This window comes from Alteromonas sp. KUL106, from assembly GCF_009811415.1.
Classification (GTDB): Bacteria; Pseudomonadota; Gammaproteobacteria; order Enterobacterales; family Alteromonadaceae; genus Alteromonas.
In genome coordinates this window covers 66863-86896 of sequence record NZ_BLIG01000037.1, presented here as the reverse complement: position 1 = coordinate 86896, position 20034 = coordinate 66863, and the positions used below count along the sequence as shown (strand labels likewise).

The 20034-nt window shown below is 45.1% G+C and carries 18 protein-coding genes; 13 read left to right on the top strand and 5 right to left on the bottom strand.

The annotated features are described in order from the left end of the window. Nucleotides 1-229: 229 nt before the first annotated feature. Together GVO63_RS13490 and GVO63_RS13485 are read right to left on the bottom strand one after the other, a co-directional pair. The gene (locus GVO63_RS13490) at nt 230-1921 is read right to left on the bottom strand and encodes an NAD-dependent malic enzyme (RefSeq protein ID WP_159580530.1); all 1692 of its coding nucleotides are present in this window, start codon (nt 1919-1921) and stop codon (nt 230-232) included. A 77-nt stretch (nt 1922-1998) separates the two neighbouring features. Further along, complete coding sequence (locus tag GVO63_RS13485; RefSeq protein WP_159580528.1) at nt 1999-4662, bottom strand: penicillin-binding protein 1A; 2664 nt, start codon at nt 4660-4662, stop codon at nt 1999-2001. 135 nt (nt 4663-4797) lie between these two features. Here GVO63_RS13485 and pilM point away from each other — a divergent pair, with 135 nt between their 5' ends. The 9 genes from pilM to GVO63_RS13440 all read left to right on the top strand — a co-directional run bounded on the left by pilM (nt 4798) and on the right by GVO63_RS13440 (nt 13963). Continuing rightward, the gene (gene pilM / locus GVO63_RS13480; RefSeq protein WP_159493173.1) at nt 4798-5865 is read left to right on the top strand and encodes a type IV pilus assembly protein PilM; all 1068 of its coding nucleotides are present in this window, start codon (nt 4798-4800) and stop codon (nt 5863-5865) included. Then, a complete protein-coding gene (locus GVO63_RS13475; RefSeq protein WP_159493172.1) occupies nt 5853-6434 on the top strand; it encodes a PilN domain-containing protein in 582 nt (193 codons plus the stop codon). The genes pilM and GVO63_RS13475 overlap by 13 nt, the downstream gene beginning before the upstream one ends. Continuing rightward, entirely contained in the window at nt 6434-7045 is a 612-nt protein-coding gene (locus tag GVO63_RS13470; protein ID WP_159493171.1) for a type 4a pilus biogenesis protein PilO, read from the top strand. The genes GVO63_RS13475 and GVO63_RS13470 overlap by 1 nt, the downstream gene beginning before the upstream one ends. Then, nucleotides 7042-7569, top strand: coding sequence for a pilus assembly protein PilP (locus GVO63_RS13465; protein WP_159493170.1), 528 nt, complete (start codon nt 7042-7044; stop codon nt 7567-7569). The genes GVO63_RS13470 and GVO63_RS13465 overlap by 4 nt, the downstream gene beginning before the upstream one ends. A gap of 2 nt (nt 7570-7571) precedes the next feature. Further along, nucleotides 7572-9344 (top strand): type IV pilus secretin PilQ, encoded by a 1773-nt coding sequence (locus GVO63_RS13460; protein ID WP_159580526.1) that lies wholly within the window; start codon nt 7572-7574, stop codon nt 9342-9344. Between the two features lie 270 nt (nt 9345-9614). Beyond that, entirely contained in the window at nt 9615-10130 is a 516-nt protein-coding gene (gene aroK / locus GVO63_RS13455) for a shikimate kinase AroK (RefSeq protein WP_159493168.1), read from the top strand. Between the two features lie 30 nt (nt 10131-10160). Then, nucleotides 10161-11228, top strand: a complete 1068-nt coding sequence (aroB, locus tag GVO63_RS13450; protein ID WP_159580524.1) for a 3-dehydroquinate synthase — start codon at nt 10161-10163, stop codon at nt 11226-11228. A gap of 164 nt (nt 11229-11392) precedes the next feature. Beyond that, on the top strand, nt 11393-12859 hold the full coding sequence (locus GVO63_RS13445; RefSeq protein WP_159580522.1) for an SPOR domain-containing protein: 1467 nt from the start codon (nt 11393-11395) through the stop codon (nt 12857-12859). A gap of 225 nt (nt 12860-13084) precedes the next feature. Beyond that, nucleotides 13085-13963, top strand: coding sequence for a Dam family site-specific DNA-(adenine-N6)-methyltransferase (locus GVO63_RS13440; RefSeq protein ID WP_159493165.1), 879 nt, complete (start codon nt 13085-13087; stop codon nt 13961-13963). A gap of 74 nt (nt 13964-14037) precedes the next feature. Here the strand turns inward: GVO63_RS13440 and GVO63_RS13435 are convergent, their stop codons facing one another. The 3 genes from GVO63_RS13435 to GVO63_RS13425 all read right to left on the bottom strand — a co-directional run bounded on the left by GVO63_RS13435 (nt 14038) and on the right by GVO63_RS13425 (nt 15455). Continuing rightward, on the bottom strand, nt 14038-14238 hold the full coding sequence (locus GVO63_RS13435; RefSeq protein ID WP_159493164.1) for a DUF2970 domain-containing protein: 201 nt from the start codon (nt 14236-14238) through the stop codon (nt 14038-14040). Nucleotides 14239-14247: 9 nt separating this feature from the next. Then, nucleotides 14248-14556 carry a hypothetical protein gene (locus GVO63_RS13430; RefSeq protein WP_159493163.1) on the bottom strand — a complete coding sequence of 103 codons (309 nt, stop codon included), beginning with the start codon at nt 14554-14556 and terminating at the stop codon, nt 14248-14250. Between the two features lie 173 nt (nt 14557-14729). Then, nucleotides 14730-15455 carry a TorF family putative porin gene (locus GVO63_RS13425; RefSeq protein ID WP_159580520.1) on the bottom strand — a complete coding sequence of 242 codons (726 nt, stop codon included), beginning with the start codon at nt 15453-15455 and terminating at the stop codon, nt 14730-14732. Nucleotides 15456-15863: 408 nt separating this feature from the next. Here GVO63_RS13425 and rpe point away from each other — a divergent pair, with 408 nt between their 5' ends. The 4 genes from rpe to GVO63_RS13405 all read left to right on the top strand — a co-directional run bounded on the left by rpe (nt 15864) and on the right by GVO63_RS13405 (nt 19720). Next, the gene (rpe, locus tag GVO63_RS13420; protein ID WP_159493161.1) at nt 15864-16541 is read left to right on the top strand and encodes a ribulose-phosphate 3-epimerase; all 678 of its coding nucleotides are present in this window, start codon (nt 15864-15866) and stop codon (nt 16539-16541) included. 37 nt (nt 16542-16578) lie between these two features. Beyond that, nucleotides 16579-17586 carry a tryptophan--tRNA ligase gene (gene trpS, locus GVO63_RS13415; RefSeq protein ID WP_159493160.1) on the top strand — a complete coding sequence of 336 codons (1008 nt, stop codon included), beginning with the start codon at nt 16579-16581 and terminating at the stop codon, nt 17584-17586. Between the two features lie 100 nt (nt 17587-17686). Beyond that, on the top strand, nt 17687-18271 hold the full coding sequence (locus tag GVO63_RS13410) for an aminodeoxychorismate/anthranilate synthase component II (protein WP_159580518.1): 585 nt from the start codon (nt 17687-17689) through the stop codon (nt 18269-18271). Between the two features lie 291 nt (nt 18272-18562). Beyond that, on the top strand, nt 18563-19720 hold the full coding sequence (locus tag GVO63_RS13405; protein ID WP_159580516.1) for an HDOD domain-containing protein: 1158 nt from the start codon (nt 18563-18565) through the stop codon (nt 19718-19720). Nucleotides 19721-20034 lie beyond the last annotated feature (314 nt).

Here is a 20034-nt window from a genome sequence, read left to right as displayed (position 1 = left end):
CGCATAAGCAACACCTTTTTACATAAAGCAGCTGTGAATATTCAACTTGGGTAATATTCAAGCAATTTTGCAGTGATTTAGTGAATCGATGAGCGGTTCTAATACCATTAATCCACATAGATAATTCCCCACTCAGAAGGTGCTGGGTAGTTATCTATGCGGACTGGTATAAAACGCGACACGCAAAAAAAAGCAGGCTGAGCCTGCTTTTCAAAAACGTCAATTTCAGTTAAATGCTGACGCGCTTATAAGGGCGATATTCAGCTTTCCAGAAGTTGCGCTCGATACTGGCGCGCAATGCGTCGTCAGACCTTTCAAGGGCAAGACCCTGTTCCATCGCAACTCTCCCCACTTCAAAAGCGATCTCTCGGCTAATCTCAGCAATCGCAGAAAGAGGAGGTAACAGTGAGCCTTGCCCTGTGTTGACTAATGGCGACGCTGAAGCAAGAGCGTTACTTGCTGCCATCAGCATTTCATCGCTAATGAGCTTCGCTTTTGACGCGACAACGCCAAGACCAATGCCAGGGAAGATATATGAGTTATTACACTGCGCGATGGGGAATATTTTTCCTTCGTACTCAACAGGTTTAAACGGACTACCTGTAGCAATGATCACTTCACCGTTTGTCCATTCAATAACTTGCTCAGGTCGTGCTTCAACTTGGCGAGAAGGATTACTCAACGGGAAAATAATAGGCAATTCACAGCCTTGCTTCATTGCGCGAATAACTTGCTCGGTAAATAAGCCTGGCTGGCCTGACACGCCAATCAGTACGTCTGGCTGCGCACAGTGCATCACATCTAACAGTGACGCATAGTCTCCACTGAACGTCCAATCCGCCAAGTCTGCATTTTTCTGCTGAAGCTTTTGCTGGAAGTCACGCAGTCCTTCCATACCTTCGGAGACCAAACCAAAACGGTCAACCATGAAGACTTGCCTGCGGGCTTGCTCGTCGGTAAGGCCTTCAAACACCATTTGCTGAATTAGCATTTCGGCGATGCCGCAGCCAGCGGAACCCGCGCCTACGAAGACAACTTTCATATCGCTAAGCTTTTGCTGCTTCGTTTTACACGCCGCGAGTATAGTACCGAGTGTAACCGCTGCGGTACCTTGAATATCATCGTTAAAGCAGCATACGTTGTGACGATAGCGATTCAATAGCGGCATTGCGTTTGGCTGGGCAAAATCTTCAAACTGAATCATGACTTCAGGCCAGCGTCGCTTCACAGCGTTAATGAACATATCTACAAATTCATCGTATTCTTCTTGGCCAATACGGGGATGACGTGCTCCCATGTACATAGGGTCATTCAGTAACTTTTCGTTGTTGGTACCCACATCGAGCATGACGGGCAAGGTATACGCAGGACTAATGCCGCCACATGCGGTATACAATGAAAGCTTACCTATAGGAATGCCCATACCGCCAATACCTTGGTCTCCCAAGCCCAAAATACGTTCACCATCAGTCACTACAATCACTTTCACTTTGCGCTTGGTGGCATTGCGTACAATATCATCTAGCTGATGCCGTTCTTCATACGACACGAACAAACCGCGTGAACTGCGGTAGATATCGGAAAACTGTTCACATGCATCACCCACGGTAGGGGTGTAAATAATTGGCATCATCTCATCGATATGCTTTTGAATGAGGCGATAGAACAAGGTTTCGTTGTTGTCTTGAATAGCTCGAAGATAAATATGTTTATTGAGCGTTTCATCAAAGCTGCTGTATTGCATATAAGCACGCTCAACCTGCTCTTCGATGGTTTCATATCTTGGTGGTACTAAACCTGTTAAGTTGAACGCCGCACGTTCCCGTGCCGTAAAGGCACTACCTTTATTCAGTAGGGGGGTTTCCAGCAATGAAGGGCCGGCATGAGGAATATAAAGATATCGCTGTGAATCTTCTGACATTAGTTTTCCGATAATGTGTTCAGGCAAATACATGGCCTCGAGCCTGAAGCGGCACGCCAGTGGCGTGCCTTTAGTAACTAGAATATTTCTTCTGGCTCTGGCGCGGTAATCTTATCCTGTGTGGCAGGGTCCAGTACTTCATCGTCACGCACGTAAGTCGTTGGCTCAGTGCCTTGCAGGAAGTACTCAAATAGTGTCGTATGATCTGTCCGTCGGGTCAACTTTCCACTGGTACGATCAATGCGTACACGCACTATATTTTCAGGAACGGGCATAGGTGTATGCGGTTTACTTTCAAGCGCATACTGCATAAATCTGATCCAAGCAGGCTGCGCCGCTTTCGCCCCATCCTCAATACCTATCATAGCGTTGCCTATCCAATTAAACTTCTCAGGGTCTTTGTTAATGAGGTTCTGATTGCGTGTGGCGCGGCCCAATTGTCTCCCCATATTGTCAAAGCCCACCCAAGCCGTAGCAACGATATCTTTGTGAAAACCACTGAACCACGTATCACGTGAATCATTGGTTGTACCTGTTTTACCTGCAATATCAGTGCGCTGGAGAATATTACGGGCACGCCATCCCGTACCTAACCAGTAGGTTTTTTTATTCCAATCACCGTTTGCCCGAACGGCAGTACGCATCATTTCACCCACGAGAAAGGCATTTTGTGCGCTGATAACCTGAGGCGCGATGACCTTTTCGGCATGTTCGTCCTCACTTGAATCACCTAACACGATATCTTGATTGAGCTCTGCGGCTAACAATGCCTCAATATCCGCGTCCTCATCTTCTGGCAACATGTCAGCCTCACTTTGACTTTCACAGCGATGACATGCCCAAACGGGGTTCGCTTTCCAAAGTTCATCGCCATTTTCGTCTAGCACTTTACTTATGAAATGCGGGTTTACCAGATACCCACCGTTGGCGATAACCGACATTCCTCTCACTACCTCTAACGGAGTATGCGAGCTCGAACCTAACGACACCGTTTCATCAAGCGGAATATCGTCTTTGTTGAAACCAAACCGGGTCAAATAGTCAGCCGTTTCTCTTAATCCAACACCACGCAGCAGCCTGACTGACACAACGTTCTTTGATTTACCAAGAGCTTTGCGCATTCTAATTGGGCCATCATACTCAGCAGGCGAATTTTGAGGACGCCACGCTACCCCCGTTGCTGCGTTCCACTGGTTTATAGGAGCATCGTTAATGATAGATGCCAGCGTATAGCCACTGTCTAGCGCTGCAGAATAAATGAAAGGTTTGATGTTAGAACCAACTTGACGCTTCGCCTGTGTTGCTCTGTTGAATTGACTTTGATAGAAGCTGTATCCTCCCACCACTGCTTCAACAGCGCCGTTTTGAGGATTGATAGCTATAAACGCCCCGCTTACTTCAGGAATTTGCGAAATACGCCATTGACCGTCTTGCTCCCTGATATAAACCACTGCACCTTCCTGAGTAACATCAGTGGCTGTTTGGGGATCGCTGCCTTGTCTGAAGTCAGTAATGTAACGGCGGGCCCAATCAAGACCTCCCCATTCCACGGTTCGCATTTTACCATCAACGGACAACACTTCTATTGACTGTTCATTGACCTTAGTTACCACAGAGGGTAGTAAAGGTTTGATGTAAGGGATCTCCTCTAGCACTTTGAGCATTGACGCTTTGTCCCACTGGTCTTTTGAGGTTTTATTGCTGACGTCAAAACTTAATGCCAGTTGAGGAATAGCATCGTCTTTTGTTTCGGATTCGGGAATATCCCATAGATAGCCGAGTGCACCTTTATATCCGTGGCGTTCATCGTAATCATGAAGATTTCTTACCACGGCTCTTTGAGCGGCTAGCTGCATGTCTGACGTAGCGGTTGCAAAAACTTGATAACCGCCAGTTTCCGCTTCTTCCTTACCGTAGATTTCCACCATCTCATTGTAAATGGTATCTGCTAGATAAGGCGCATCGACTTCAATTTCCGCACCGTGTTTTCTGGCTGTCACCGGCGCACTCACGGCTTCGTCAAATTGGGCCTTAGTAATATATTCTTCGTCAAGCATACGAAGTAACACCACTCTTCTGCGCTCTACGGAACGCTCGGGTCCACTCACTGGGTTTAACACCGAAGGCGCTTTAGGAAGACCAGCAATGGTTGCAATTTGTGCCAGCGTGAGCTCGTTAAGCTCTTTTCCGTAATACACTTGAGCTGCGGCGCCAAAACCAAACGCTCTATGGCCTAACTCGATTTTGTTTAAGTACAGCTCTAAGATTTCTTGCTTTGACAGCTCTTGCTCCATATGCAGAGCGATAAAAATTTCTTTTACCTTTCTCACATAGGTTTTTTCACGGCTTAAAAAGAAGCCTCGCGCTAGCTGCATGGTAAGCGTACTTGCCCCTTGTCGTTTCTCGCCGGTCAGCACAAGGCTCACCGCCGCTCGAACGATGCCGATGGGATCAATTCCGTGATGTTCGTAAAAACGACTGTCCTCGGTGGCGAGTATGGCGTCGATTAATTCTTGCGGAACTTCCTCAAGTTTTACTGGGATCCGCCGTTTAACTCCATACTGTGAAATAAGTTTTCCATCTTTGGTATATATCTGCATTGGCGTTTGCAGCCGTACATCCTTAAGTACAGTAACACTTGGTAGGTCAGGTTTGATATAAAAGTAAATACCTACCAGCGCAGCGAAACCAATAAGGCCTGATAGGAAACTAAATAAAATTAATGGTTTGATGTACTTCACTGTAACGGATACCAAGACATTGTGTTGAAATGACGTATATTTATACGTATGTGCTTACATTAGAACCATACGCATTATACTAATAGAGTAATATTGTACTTTAGAGCAACTACCTTTGAAACTGGACACTTACACATGAAATCGCTGTTCAAGAAAAAGCTGCCACCCATTGTGGGCTTAGACATAGGCACGCGTCAAATAAAAGCGGTGTGGTTAGAGCAATCAAAAGACGGATTCATCCTTCAAGGGTATGCCTGTGAACCGATAAGTAAGATTGCATTTTCAGAGCGTGATATTAAAGACTATGAGTCAATCAGTATTGCGCTGAAAAAGATCCGTAAATCGCTAAAAACGAAAATAAAGCTGGCTAATGTCGCCGTTGCAGGCACGTCGGTAATTAGCAAAATCGTTTATATGGACCCTGAGCAAAACGATTATGATTTAGAAAATCAAATCGAAATAGAAGCAGACAGTCTTATCCCTTACCCGCTCGAGGAAGTGTATTTAGACTTTGAAGAACTGGGGCCTAGCGCTACCCATACAGGGAAAGTAAACGTACTTTTAACGGCGGCTCACAAGGATTTGGTGGACAGCAGACTACTGTTAGCTAGAGAAGCTAACTTTGAGCCCAAAATTGTCGATATGGAAAATTTTGCCTTAGGCAATGCCCTTGACTTCTTTTCTTCCGCCCATGAAGAGGACACGCCGCTTTGCTGTATTAACGTTGGAGCGTCACTGCTGCAAATATGCGTTATTAAAAATGGCGACGTTGTATACACCAAGGAACACGCATTCGGCCTCAACCAACTCATCAATGATATCAGCGCCATTCACATGGTAGAGCGGGAAAGCGCAGAGAGACAGCTTCTAGACGGCACGCTTTCAGGCAATTGGGTTGAGGATACACTCCCCATATTCGCGGCAAACCTACAGCAAAACATTAATCGTGCGATACAGATGTATATGAGTACACTGCATGCTGAGCGACCCACGAATATACTGTTCTGCGGCGGTGCAGCGACAATTGAACCTCTTGTCGATATTTTAAAACAAGACCTGGGACTAGATGTTAATTGCTTTAATCCCTTTAGTAATATGACAATTAACCCTAAACTTGATGTCACAAGACTTAATAAAATAGCGCCTCAACTTGCGATTGCTGCAGGACTGGCTAGCCGGAGCTTTACGCCATGGCACATGTAAACTTATTGCCTTGGCGTGAAAAGCAGCGTCAACATCAAAAACAACAATATCTTGCTGGCTTGGTGGCCGTTGCCGCCATCGTAGGTCTCATTTTCTGGTTTATCGGTCAAGCCATCGATCAACAGATCAGCAACCAAAACTCCCGCAACCAATTTCTCGAACGTGAAATCGCCATTCTCGATGCCCAGATTGGTGAGATTAAGAAAGTAAAAGAAAGAAAAAGTGCGGTGGAGCAACGAATGGCATTAATCGAACAGCTCCAGGCCAGCCGCAATATTGCACCTATTGTGTTCGATGAGCTCGCCAAGTTAGTCCCGCCAGGTGTTGCTTTCGAAACAATGACACGTAGCAACAATCGCATTGAGATAGAAGGTATCAGCGATTCCAATAATCGTCTGTCTGACTTCATGCGCGCTTTAGACAACTCGAAGGTGTTCGTTTCTGCAGAACTCTCTACGATTAAGTCTGACAGCAGCGCAGCCAGAGCAATCAGCAATTTCACGCTTACCTTCTCAATTAATCCGAATGTTGCTCCTGTGGAACGTGAAGATAGTGAGGCGCAAAAATAATGAAGTTTGACGTTTCAAAACTAAAAGAATTAAACGAACTCGATTTCGAACAGATAGCGATATGGCCAAACGAAGTGCGCATTGTTGTGGCAGCGTTTGTGGCTATTTTGGTGGGTGCGATAAGTTACTACATGTTAGTGAGTCCTAAGCTACCCATAAAAGATGCGGTCGAGTTGAAAGAGCAAGAACTGAAGCTTCAATTTGAAGCAAAGTATCGCATCGCAGCGAATTTAGAGGCCTATGAAGCGCAGTTAAAACAGATAAGAGAAGACTTTTCTTCCATGCTGAAAAGCCTGCCTACCAGCAATGAAACCCCAGGGCTACTCGATGACATTACTTATGTAGGTACGGCTTCAGGCCTTACATTTGAACTGCTCAACTGGCAGCAAGAGGTTCCGAAGGAATTTTACACCGAGCTCCCCATCGAAATGGAAGTAAGCGGTGGCTACCATAATTTTGGCGAATTTGTTTCAAAGGTGGCTGATTTACCACGCATTGTGACGCTTCACGACTTTGAAATAAAGCGTCAGGCTAATACCTTATCGCTCAAGCTGCAGGCTAAAACCTATCGCTCTGAAAGCGCATCAGAACTTGAAGGAGACGAAAAATGATCCGTTCGTTTTTACCTTTTATCGTTCTGCTCTTAGTGACAGGTTGCTCACCTAAACTTGACGACTTGCAAGCGTATACGCAAAGCGTAAAAGAGCGTGCCCAGCCGAAGGTTGAGCCCTATCCGGAATTTAAGAGTCATCCACCTTTTAACTATTCAGCAAGTGAACTGCGCAGCCCGTTTGACCGACTTCGCAACGAAGCGGCCCCCGTCGCATCGCCCCGCGTTGAAAACTGTCTACAACCTGAATTTCAACGTCGTAAAGAGGCATTGGAGGCCTATGGCGTAGATGCCCTCGCTCTGTCTGGTAGTTTTGTGGTGAAGGGAGACAAGTGGGCGCTTTTGAAAAGTAACGATGGCGTTTTACATAAAGCTAAAGTAGGGAGTCGTATCGGCTTGTTTTATGGCAAAATTACACAAATTGGCGCCGACTCGATTACTATTGAACAATTATTACCTGATGGTGCAGGCTGCTGGCAAAGGAAAACAACAACAATGACTACAGCATCGAAGGCGGGAGAGTAAGCATGGCCGAACGATACATATTCAATAAGTCTCTGAATCGTAGAGCTACAAAATGGTATTGGCTAGCCTTAACGGCAACGGCTGTACTTTCACTCACTGTGCTTATCTCGCCAGTTAAAGCGCAAGAGCCGCTATTGGTAGACCCAAACAGTAAGCGCAATGCTGCTACATTCGGCACAACGATCACCAATATCGACTTTACCCAAGCTGCGAACAACACAGCGGTAACGGTCGTCAATTTTGATGGCCAGGCACCAAAAGTGCAGTTGATAGAATCACAGGGGAAGGTAACACTCACCCTTCCTGATACTGCGTTGGGCGAAGATCAATTATTAGAGCTGAACGTTGCTGACTTTGGCACCATGGTTTCTACTATAGAAACCTTCGAGGAAAAGAATGGCGCGCGAATAGAAGTCAATTACACCGGTCAGGTCACGGTGAGAAACACGGTTAAAGAGGGTGTGTTGAGCGTGACCATTTCACCTATGGACAGCGCGCAGCAAGAAGCCCTTGAAGCAGAGAAAGTCTATACGGGCGACCCTATTTCTCTCGACTTCCAAGACGTACCCGTTAGACAAGTTTTACAGATAATTGCGCAGGTTAATGGTTTTAACCTCGTCACTACAGATACGGTGTCAGGAAACGTAACAATTAGTTTATCTGGTGTGCCATGGGATCAAGCCTTAGATATGATTCTGCGAGTCAAAGGGCTAGATAAGCGTTTAGAAGGGAATATTTTGTTGATTGCGCCTGCGGAAGAACTTGCCGCTCGAGAGACCCAAGCACTTCAGTCTAAAAAACAAGTGTCAGACCTTGCGCCACTTCACACCGTCAATATCTCGGTTAATTACGCTAAAGCTGCGGCTCTTGCTACGATTTTAAAATCAACTGAGGGCGGGATTTTGTCTGAAAGAGGAGGCGTTACAGTAGACGAGCGCACCAACACCTTGCTCATTCGTGACACTCTCGCATCCATTGACGAAGCACGAAAAACCATTGAAGCGTTAGATATTCCTGTTAAACAAGTTCTTATCGAAAGCCGCATGGTTACAGTGCTAGACGATGTAGACGAGCAGCTAGGTGTGCGCTGGGGCTTCAGTGACCGCCAAGATGATAACGGTGTTTCTGGTAGCATTGAAGGGGCAGACACCATTGCTGGCGGCGTAGTACCTAGTATTGAGAATCGCTTGAATGTGAATCTCCCTGTAAGCAGCGCTGCTGGCAGCATTGGTTTTCAAATTGCCAGTTTAGTCGATGGCACCATACTCGATTTGGAGCTTTCTGCTTTAGAATCGGAAAATAAAGGTGAAATTATCGCAAGCCCGCGCATTACCGTTGCGAACCAGCACGAGGCTTACATTGAGCAAGGTACCGAAATCCCCTATGTACAGGCGACGTCAAGTGGTGCCACGTCAGTGGAATTTAAAAAAGCGGTATTGTCACTCAAAGTAACGCCTCATATCACGCCTGATAATCGCATTATTCTTGACTTGGTTGTTACACAGGATACGCGCGGTGAGACAGTGTCAACCTCAACAGGTGATGCTGTTGCTATTGATACTCAAGAAATCAAAACGCAGGTGTTAGTGGAAAATGGGGAAACCATCGTGCTAGGCGGAATATTCCAACAAACCAGTTCTGATGGCGTTTCTAAAGTTCCTCTATTTGGAGACCTACCCGTTGTAGGGGCTCTTTTTAGAAATTCATCACAGTTGCAGCAAAAACGAGAGCTTCTTATCTTTGTTACGCCCAAGATTGTGACTGAAAGACCCTAACTGTTAGTTTTTTAGAAAAGAAAATGCGCTTTTAACGGCGCATTTTTTATTTTAAGGTCTTTTTTGTAACTAAATTTACAGGTATACACTATTTGTTAGTAACAAAACTTGCAACGCCTTGCATGAAACTGAGATAATCCCCGCCTCGAAATTTAAGCGAGGTTTAAGGAGTGGTGCTTATTGGACACTAAATAGGCACGAGTCAATGGGTAGGCTGGTAAGGCAACAGTGCACTGCCCCTAACATGATTAAGTTGTGATATAAGCAAATATGGCTGAAAAACGTAATATCTTTTTAGTTGGCCCAATGGGTGCTGGCAAAAGTACCATCGGTAGACATCTAGCAGACGAACTTCACCTAGACTTTTTTGATTCTGATCAGGAAATTGAGCGCCGAACAGGTGCTGACATCGCTTGGATCTTTGATCTTGAAGGCGAAGACGGCTTTCGTGTACGCGAAGAGAACGTCATCAATGATTTGACAGATAAGCAAGGGATCGTACTGGCCACTGGTGGCGGTTCTATTGTGACCAAAGCTGTGCGCAATCGTTTATCTGCCCGTGGCATCGTGGTTTACTTACAAACTACGATAGACAAGCAAGTTGCCCGTACACAACGCGACAAGCGTCGCCCTTTGCTACAAAACGATGATCCAGAGCAAGTACTTCGCGAGCTTGCAGAGATGCGCAACCCGCTTTATGAAGAGGTTGCTGACTACATTGTTGATACAGACGACCAAAGCGCGCGTGCTGTAGCAAATCAAATCATTAGTAAAATCGGTTTATAAATTAAATATGTAATAGGAGGTGCTGCGCCAATGTCAACCTTAACTGTGGAACTTGGAGAACGTAGCTATCCTATACAGATAGAGGCTGGGCTGCTTTCGCAACCCGGCCTTTTTAGTGCCTACATAAAAGGCCCGCTCGCCGTTATTGTTACTAACGAAACCGTTGCTCCACTGTATTTAGAAACCGCTAAAGCGGCGTGTGGCAACGTTCAGGTTGAAACAATAGTTTTGCCAGACGGTGAGCAGTACAAGAATTTAGCGCAATTTGAAGTCGTTATGACACGGCTTCTCGAACTTAACGCTGCGCGAGACACCACGCTTATCGCATTAGGTGGCGGTGTTATCGGCGATCTCACTGGCTTTGTCGCTGCAACCTATCAACGCGGCGTCCCGTTTATTCAAGTTCCGACGACGTTATTGTCTCAGGTAGATTCTTCGGTGGGTGGAAAAACCGCTGTGAACCATCCGCTTGGCAAAAACATGATTGGCGCGTTTTATCAACCCGTTTATGTAGCTATCGACACTGACTCACTTGCGACTTTACCCCCACGGGAATTCGCAGCAGGGATGGCTGAAGTCATCAAATACGGCATTATCTACGACGCCGAGTTTTTTACGTGGCTCGAAAACAACGTTGATGCGCTTACCTCACTCAATACCCACATTCTTACCCAAGCGATATCGCGTTGCTGTGAAATCAAGGCTGAAGTGGTAGCAAAAGATGAACGAGAGGGTGGCCTGCGCGCTATCCTTAATCTCGGCCATACCTTTGGTCACGCTATTGAAGCCGAACAAGGTTATGGAAACTGGCTGCACGGTGAAGCAGTAGCAGCTGGTACTATTATTGCTTGTATAGCAGCTGAACGTTTATCGTGGTTTACGGCGTCAGAAACACGTCGCGTGTCTGCATTATTTGAGGCATTTGCGTTGCCTATTAAAGGGCCAACTAGTATGACGAAGGATGACTACGTTAAACATATGAAGCGCGATAAAAAAGTGGAAGCAGGCAGCATTCGATTTGTACTTCCTCAGGGTATTGGCAAAGCGGTGGTTACTAAGGATGTTACCGACAACATCCTTACCGACATCCTTTCCTAGTTAATCAATCGCGAAACATTGTCAAAGAACGTTTTCGCTGCATCTGCGGTTGTTTGGCTCTGGTATTGATTACGACTTGAGCCACCCCGTTTGAATCTTCGGATACAACGCAGCGTTCGGTCGTCAATAAGTTGAATAGCAACGGTTTATAAGGGCAAACTCCCATGCAAAGCGAACTGCATGATCGTTTGGAATACTTGGTCAATTACTCATCTCAACTGATTTTTGTCAGCGGTGACTCTATTGCTCAACAGCAAAAAACCTTAGAAGCCTTTGTTTTTCAACAACACGACGATACTGAAATTGCATACTTGACCGCACAAGATAATATGGAGCCGTCAGATTACCGTCGGCAGCTCTGTAGACAGCTACTCGGTCAAGTAGTAGGTAGTTTTGTCAGACCGCTCAATGAACTCCTTTCCGACTTAAATAACCATGAAGGGCCTATTCTTTTAGCGATAACCCAGGCGCACAATCTCCCAGACGTTTTACTGCAAGAATTGTGGGACCTGGTACTGCAGAGTCGATTTGCAGGCAATAAACAACATTTAAATGTATTACTATTTGCTAACAATGATTGGGCAGAGCGCGCTAAACAATGGCTTCCCGCTAAAAATACCGAAACACCGCTTATTATAAGCAGCCAGTCGGTCATGAGTGAGCAACCAAGCTTTGCGTCTGACCTCGACAAAATGATTGCCTCAAGGCGGGAAGCATTTCAAGCACATCTAGAAAATAGACAGCGTGATAATACGCCGTCCTTTAGCAATCCACTGAAAACTACTTGGTTTTACGTGGTAGTCGCTTGCCTTTTCCTTATGACTTTTTCAGGGTTAATTTATTGGCAGTATGGTGACAAGCTAGCGAGCCTATTCTCTCCAATAGACAAGCAAAGAGCAGCGTCTGAGACAGCGCAGGTTGAACCAGGTTCTGCTTACGACACTTTGCTTAGTGGCACTTATTCACAAATTAATGATTCCGCCAGTAATGACAATCCAATGACCGTCGCACCAGTGGATAAAACGACTAACGTGGACGCTCTCTTAGCAGAGCAAGGTAGAGAAAAAACAACAACGGTGACGACTGAATCTGATCCTCTTGTCACCGGTTGGAATGACGCAGTGTCTGCACTCCCATCAGCCTCTGACGCACCAGAGCAACAAGACGACGCCCAAGCCACAACAGATGGCATTGCTACCGAGAGCAATGAGCGTGACCAAGAAAAGGCGTTCAAGCACCAAGAAGTTATAAGCGATAATTCAAAAGAAATCGCACAATCGAACTCCCTAAGTCCTAATACCCAAACAACGATCAACCGGGGTGAACTCACCTCATCTGAGAAAGTCGACTGGATAACGGATAATGATTACGCTATTCAAATGCTCGCCATGAAGGATGAATCTGTGCTTAACGCTTTCCTTAGCGAAAATGACTTACTAAAACGCACAAGAATATACAAGACCGTGCGTTATGGCGGTGACTGGTTTGTGGTTGTAGATAAGCAGATTTATTCATCAGCCTCTCAAGCTCAGAAGGGCCGCGCTGCCTTACCGAACTACCCAGGCCAACAAAATGCATTTGTGAAAAGTGGCCGCCAAATCCGTTCAGAAATAAACAAAGTAGAAAATTAAATCGTTTCTTATGATTATCGACGGTTCTACGCGCTAAATACGCAAAAATCGGTTCTGGCGACACTTGTTGGTTGTCCGTTTTACTGATGAAAGTTACAATCTACTTTTAGCGTGGTGATATCTGATACTGTTCAGCATAAAAGTATAAAGACGACCCTTTCCCTTGGAACGGCGGCGCACGGAAAAACCACCGTCTTCATTCCGTCTAGGTAGTAACGTTTAAGCATGATGCAGAAAAAAAACCGGGCCTTTTTAAAATGGGCCGGTGGCAAATACAGCTTGGTTGAGCATATTCAGGCCAGATTACCGCAAGCTAACAAACTCATCGAACCGTTTGTTGGTGCAGGCTCTGTATTTTTGAATACCCAATACAAACGCTACCTGCTAAATGACATCAACCCCGACCTCATTAACCTGTATAACTTCTTAAAAGCGCAACCAGACGCGCTTATTAACGACGCGCGCACCTTTTTTGACGGCAAGCGTAATGAAGAGAAAATGTACTATGACTTGCGAGAAGAATTCAACGCAACGCAAGACGAATACTATCGCGCGATCCTTTTTCTTTATTTGAACCGACACGGGTATAACGGTTTGTGTCGCTATAGCCTTCAAGGCCGTTTCAACGTCCCCTTTGGTCGTTACAAGAAACCTTACTTTCCCGAAGACGAAATGTTTGTTTTTGCTGAGAAGTCACAAAAAGCCACGTTTACCTGTTTGCCTTTTGAAAAGGTGTTTTCTCGAGCCAGACGCGGCAACGTCATTTATTGCGACCCACCCTATGCACCGATAAGTAAAACGGCGGCATTTACAAGTTATGCAGCTCGCAGCTTTGGCCAAGAATCTCAAGAAAAGCTCGCTGAACTTGCCTCGCGGGCATCGAAAAAGCGCGGTATTCCAGTGCTGGTGTCGAATCATGACTTGCCTGTTACTCGTGCGCTATATCAAGGTGCCGATTTTAGTATGCTGTCCGTGAAACGTTCTATTAGCCAAAATGGCGCCAAGCGACAACCGGTAGACGAAATATTGGCTTATTTCCCCCCTTCTGACGTTAGGGCGCACAAACTGCTGAAAAAGCGAACAAAAAAGAGCAACACGCCCTAGTTTAAAGAGAAAATCACGTAAGAAAAAAACGGAGCCGCACCCTTGCGTCTAATAAGCGATGATAGGGAAATGTGCTACCCGCTTAATCCGGTATACCACTTCACAAACATGAAAAGTGAAACAACGAACAAGCCAACCAAAATAACGCCAATAATCGCAAAGCTAATAAACGTGCCTTTAGTGAAATCGCGTTCATAATTTTTCTGGCTTTGAACACCAAACAAGCTGGCCACTACACTACCTAGAACTGACCAAAAACCAGTACCAGATTGCATAATGCCCCCTTACGCGTCGTTTGAGGGTGAGGTGAAATCTCGATTACTTTCGTCGCTGTGCAACAACTCAAGTAGATCTAAAAAGTGGAACTGAAAAGAAAATGACTTACCAGCTATCCATGAAAGCCAGCTTACTTCTTCAACACCCTCTTGATAACGGGCGCATTGATTTTGAATGTGGCTTGCGGGAAGTTTGGGGTTAAACTCAGTGACAGGTTGAAATTCGCAAACAGACGAGTGTGACTTCGGCGCACTAGTAACAGCAACGCTAGCTAGCGCTACGGCTCCACATACCGCGAAAAAAGGAAGAATTTTCATCCCTATGACCCCTTACACTCGTTTAAAATTTAAACTCATTATAGACAAAAGTAGGTTACGAACAAGCTAAAATTGCATTGCCTTAAAAAAATGAAAAGCCTAATGAAAATACATTAGGCTCTTACTACTCAACGTTCTTATTAAGAGGCCTGTCTAGCGGCCCCTATCAACCATTAAAGTTCGAAATCAACTGAATAAGCAACGGTGAATTTCAACTCGTCGTTATCTAGTGCGTCAGCACCAACATCGTCAACGTCTGTACCTGTTATCGCGAAACTAAATCCGTCTTTGGCAATTGAAACGCCGTAATCAACATAACCTTCAACACCATTGAACGCTTCAGCAAAATCACCTTCGTGGTAACCGACATGGAAACCGAGTTCGGTGCCATTCAATACTTCCATGCTGTAATCAAGTGATGTGTAAGATGCTTGTGCAAAACCAAAGTCTTGTCCTTCACCTTCGTCAGCTTCCGTGTGCGCTAGTAGGTAAACCGTCAGGCTTAAACCACCCATGCCTACTGAGCCGTAGACTTCTGCAAAATCAAATTCTGCTTCTGCGTCGTAGTTGTAGTAAAGGTAACCGAAATCGTATGAAATGCCGTCAGACTCACCAGAGAAACCAAAATACATATCGTGCTCATATGAATAAATGTCATCTGATGCGTAGCTCACGTTTGACGCCCAAGTACCTGCATAGAAGCCACTTTCGTGCGCGTAATCGATACCGCCCTGAACAGCCGCTTCGTTAACGGTTTGTGTTAAACCACGCCAAATGTAGTTACTGGTCGCGCTAGCATTCGCTGTGAATGAACCTTCTGCGTAGCTAGGCATTGCAGTTAGTAAACACGCTGAAGATATAGCAGCGGCAAGTAGAGTTCTTTTTGTAGATGTTTTCATGTGTGTTCTCCAGTCAAATTCAAACTTGTTGTAATTCGTTTTTTCTGTCTGTGTTTTCTTTTTGGACTGGATAACGCAAAGTTGGTGCCCATTTATGGTTCATCAAAAAAAATCACAAAAAATATTTTAAATCATTGTATTTAAAGGATTTATAAATGCTTATTTTATTGTCAGCGAATTTTAAATAACGTGTAAGACGATCGTGGTCGCACCAATTAAACGCACCCTCACCAAAGTAGGGCAATTTTTCGTTTGTGCTGTCCTCGTTTTATTATTCGTCTTAATTTCTTGTGAGTTTAACGTTGATGAGTCCTTTACATAGTAAAGAAGGACGGTTTTGGGTAAACTTTCACTACCTTAAACGTAAGTGTCAACGCACCTTGTTATTTTTGATTTAAAGGACATGCAATGAAACCGTTTTTAATTGCACCATCAATACTCTCTGCAGACTTCGCAAGGCTTGGTGAAGACGTAGAGAAAGTACTAGACGCTGGCGCCGATGTGGTGCATTTCGATGTAATGGATAACCACTATGTGCCAAACCTTACGTTTGGGCCGATGATTTGCGAGGCATTACGAAAATACGGTATTACCGCGCCCATTGATGTTCACCTTATGGTTAAGCCGGTAGATGATCTTATTGAGAAGTTTGCTGATGCCGGTGCAAGCTATATTAGTTTTCACCCGGAAGCGTCTGAGCATATCGACCGTTCTCTTCAGCTAATTATTGATTCAGGCTGCAAACCGGGTTTGGTGTTTAACCCTGCCACGTCATTACATTATCTTGACCATGTCATGGATAAGCTGCACCACATTCTTGTTATGTCGGTGAACCCTGGCTTTGGCGGGCAGAAGTTTATTCCTACTACCCTAGATAAAGTGCGCGCAGTTAAACAGCGCGTATTGGATAGTGGCTATGATATTCGAATTGAAATTGACGGTGGCGTAAAAGTCGATAACATTCGCGAAATAGCAGAGGCTGGTGCAGATATGTTCGTGGCTGGGTCAGCCATTTTTTCTCAAGACAATTACGACGATGTCATTGCACAAATGCGCAGTGAACTTTCATCACTCTCTAAAGCATAGTTTTTAACAGAATTTAACGTATTACAGGTAAAAAGAAATGAGTAATAAACCCGTTGTATTAAGTGGCTGTCAGCCTTCAGGACAACTTACCCTTGGTAATTATATGGGTGCACTTAAACAGTGGGTTTCCATGCAAGACGATCACGACTGTTTATATATGATTGTAGATTTGCATGCGATAACCGTCAGACAAGATCCGAAGCAGCTAGCCGAAGCTTGCTTAGATGGCCTTTCTCTTTATCTGGCCTGTGGCATTGACCCGCAAAAAAGTACGCTATTTTTACAATCGCACGTGCCAGAGCATGCGCAGCTGTCGTGGGTATTAAATTGCTATGCTCAAATGGGTGAGCTAAACCGCATGACCCAGTTCAAAGATAAGTCTGCAAAAAACGAGAACAACATTAACGTCGGCTTATATAGCTATCCAGTGCTTCAAGCGGCGGACATCTTGCTTTATCAAGCGGATAAAGTGCCAGTGGGTGAGGACCAAAAGCAGCACCTTGAGTTAACGCGCGACATTGCAACACGCGTCAATAATTTATACGGCGACGTTTTCCGCTTACCAGACCCTTATATTCCAGAGTTTGGCGCTCGCATCATGAGCCTGCAAGAACCAGAAAAGAAGATGTCTAAATCAGACAGCAATCCGAATAACTTTATCGGCCTATTAGAAGAGCCTAAGAAGCTGGCTAAGAAAATTAAACGTGCGGTGACTGACTCTGACGAACAGGCCAATATTTATTTTAATCCAGCAGAAAAACCAGGCGTATCGAACTTACTTACCCTGCTTTCTCTTGCCACAGGTAAATCAGTGAAAGATCTTGAACCTGAATATACCGATAAAATGTACGGCCACCTTAAAGGCGATGTTGCAGACGCTGTGGTTGCGTTACTTGAACCCATTCAAACCCGCTACGCTGAAATTCGCGCCGACAGAGCGTACCTTGATGATGTAATGCGCCAAGGTGCTGAAAAAGCCTCTGCACGCGCGGCTGAAACACTAGCGAAAGTTTACAACGCTGTTGGCTTTATTCCAAAGCCATAACCGTAAGATCGTAACGCATATGTACACGCTGTGAAGGGTTTGCGTTTCCCTTCACACGCCTGCGCATCGCACATGAGAAATACCAAGGATTAGCGCTGCTGTGTTGCTGTTAATTGATAACTTCGATTCATTTACCCATAACCTCGCCCGTTACTTCACAGAGCTTGGCGCTAGCGTAGAAGTGGTTCGAAATAATGCGCTAACCCTCAGTGATATCGAGCGCTTAGCCCCTTCTCAGCTTGTTATCTCGCCGGGCCCCTGTACACCCAATGAAGCGGGGATCAGTTTATCTGCTATCTCACACTTTGCCGGCAAAATTCCTATTCTCGGTGTTTGCTTAGGTCATCAAGCCATTGGGCAGGTGTTCGGTGCTAATGTGGTTGGCGCACAAGAAATTAAACATGGAAAAGTCTCGTCTTTAACCCATAGCAATACCGGTCTATTCAAAGGACTCCCCACAACGTTTAACGTCACACGCTATCATTCATTGGTATTAGAGCCAGCGACGCTGCCCTTATCACTTCGTGTTGATGCATGGTGTGAAACCGCTCATGGTACAAAGGAAATTATGGCAGTTTCACATAAGCTCCACCCTATTTGGGGGGTGCAGTACCATCCTGAGTCTCTGCTCACTGAGCATGGCCACAGTGTATTAGACGCTTTTTTACAGTTCAAAACCCCTTAAGATATTTGGAGTTGGGCCGATACGCTCTTATAGTGTAAAGGGTGATGCTTCCCGAGCAGTACTGCTCGCAATTTACTGATTTTTCGTTTAACTTTCTTCAATCTGTTTTGTATTGGCAGTTCAGATAAAAAATGAAATGTAGAGCGTACGGGTAATCAATGATTGCAAGGGACTGTATTGTCCTTGAAGTTAACCATCAGTTAATGCATTGCTGATAAGAAAACGATAAGGCCCCTGATGTACGATAATATTGCCGTTCACCAAAAAGTTATGAGCAGGAGAGCTTTTACTATGACAATGGGTGCAACGACATCGCCCACTATTGATGATCGTTTTGAAAATATGCTCATTTCGCCCGAGCGGGTACTCGAAATGCTAGGGAAACGTCGCGTTGGTGAAGTCACTTTTGAACAATCTGAACAAGGCGATGCGCGCAGATTGCTTCTCAACGTCGAAAAAATCGCGATCGAAAATAAACGACTGCAGGCAAAAACAGAGGCATCTTACCTTGAATCAGTTAGCCACCAGCTTCATGAAGTGCTGCTAGAAGAACTGACTGAACAATTAAGCGCTACCGATGAACTGGTTCAAAACATTCTTAATTTACCTGAAAATGTAGGTGAGCTGCTTGACGCGCTCTCTGTAAGAGCGTGCTCTGTTTCCAAATTGGAACCTATTGCGGCGACGATGCCGTGGCTCTTTGATGAACTTATTGTCATCGTCAATACTCCTCAGTTCCGACGCAAAGACTCTCGCGGTCGCATCATAATTGTGGAAACTCTGCGAACAGCACTTAGCTTTTTAGGTATTGAAAACCTTCGTACATTAATTCCTTCGCTTATTTTAAAACGCGCCATTCCGCAAATTACAGATCCTCACCCTCTGATCAAACAGAAGCTCGTCCAGTACGCTACGGGTGTAGCGCTTACGGCAAAACGATTAGCGGCCATGAGTGACATCAATAAAAATGAAGCCTACACACTAGGCGTTCTTAGTAACTTAGGTCGCTGTGCGGTAACCCGGCTTTACTTCAAGTTATTTGACAAAATTCAGCTTCACCTTTTACAAGAATGTCAAAAAGATAAAGAGCAAAAGCGACACGATGCTCTGCTAAAAATCGTCCCATCCGCCAATCACCTTATTGCAATGCAACAAGAGTTTGCTGACGCAGTGAGTGCTGACATATTGGAATCGATGCAATTAAAACGTCTTCCAATAGCGGCTCCTATGCGTGCGTGTGCTAACAAGGCGCCCGCGGAACGAGGAACGCTTTGCAAAGTTCTACATCAATCGCGTACATACACGCAGGTAAGAATGTTGCACCAACTTAAACTGGTTGAAAAGAAGGAAGTAACGCCGCTTTTTAACGAGCAAAAGTTCCCTACTGGCGCCCTCGAAAAACTTAAATCTGTCGATATTTTCACCCTTCCATTGGTGAAAAATGAATAAAATCATTAAAAATTTAGTGGATATTCATGCATCTATTATGCAAGTTGCCAAACATCAGCACTGAGCAAAATCGAAATCCGCGTTTTCTCGTGCTATCGCCGTCTCGACGCTCATTGGTTACAATGTTGTTTTGTCCCTTCCCCCTTTTATAAGGGCGCCCAACAGAGCACTCAATACCACCGCCGTGCCTTTTTACGTGCGTGTTAACAACTATTACTAAATGATATAGCCCAGTAGTTAATAGTTATTCACTTTTCCTGCAAAATAAGCCACAGTCCTTGTAAATAAAGGGCTGCAGCCTTTTTGAAAGAAGA

What these genes read in the sequence shown, in the direction of transcription:
- pilM (WP_159493173.1), top strand. Translation starts at nt 4,798, where the DNA reads ATGAAATCGCTGTTCAAGAAAAAGCTGCCACCCATTGTGGGCTTAGAC.
- aroB (WP_159580524.1), top strand. Translation starts at nt 10,161, where the DNA reads ATGTCAACCTTAACTGTGGAACTTGGAGAACGTAGCTATCCTATACAG.
- GVO63_RS13405 (WP_159580516.1), top strand. Translation starts at nt 18,563, where the DNA reads ATGACAATGGGTGCAACGACATCGCCCACTATTGATGATCGTTTTGAA.
- GVO63_RS13465 (WP_159493170.1), top strand. Translation starts at nt 7,042, where the DNA reads ATGATCCGTTCGTTTTTACCTTTTATCGTTCTGCTCTTAGTGACAGGT.
- GVO63_RS13460 (WP_159580526.1), top strand. Translation starts at nt 7,572, where the DNA reads ATGGCCGAACGATACATATTCAATAAGTCTCTGAATCGTAGAGCTACA.
- GVO63_RS13470 (WP_159493171.1), top strand. Translation starts at nt 6,434, where the DNA reads ATGAAGTTTGACGTTTCAAAACTAAAAGAATTAAACGAACTCGATTTC.
- GVO63_RS13490 (WP_159580530.1), bottom strand. Translation starts at nt 1,921, where the DNA reads ATGTCAGAAGATTCACAGCGATATCTTTATATTCCTCATGCCGGCCCT.
- GVO63_RS13435 (WP_159493164.1), bottom strand. Translation starts at nt 14,238, where the DNA reads ATGCAATCTGGTACTGGTTTTTGGTCAGTTCTAGGTAGTGTAGTGGCC.
- GVO63_RS13475 (WP_159493172.1), top strand. Translation starts at nt 5,853, where the DNA reads ATGGCACATGTAAACTTATTGCCTTGGCGTGAAAAGCAGCGTCAACAT.
- GVO63_RS13425 (WP_159580520.1), bottom strand. Translation starts at nt 15,455, where the DNA reads ATGAAAACATCTACAAAAAGAACTCTACTTGCCGCTGCTATATCTTCA.
- rpe (WP_159493161.1), top strand. Translation starts at nt 15,864, where the DNA reads ATGAAACCGTTTTTAATTGCACCATCAATACTCTCTGCAGACTTCGCA.
- GVO63_RS13445 (WP_159580522.1), top strand. Translation starts at nt 11,393, where the DNA reads ATGCAAAGCGAACTGCATGATCGTTTGGAATACTTGGTCAATTACTCA.
- aroK (WP_159493168.1), top strand. Translation starts at nt 9,615, where the DNA reads ATGGCTGAAAAACGTAATATCTTTTTAGTTGGCCCAATGGGTGCTGGC.
- GVO63_RS13430 (WP_159493163.1), bottom strand. Translation starts at nt 14,556, where the DNA reads ATGAAAATTCTTCCTTTTTTCGCGGTATGTGGAGCCGTAGCGCTAGCT.
- trpS (WP_159493160.1), top strand. Translation starts at nt 16,579, where the DNA reads ATGAGTAATAAACCCGTTGTATTAAGTGGCTGTCAGCCTTCAGGACAA.
- GVO63_RS13440 (WP_159493165.1), top strand. Translation starts at nt 13,085, where the DNA reads ATGATGCAGAAAAAAAACCGGGCCTTTTTAAAATGGGCCGGTGGCAAA.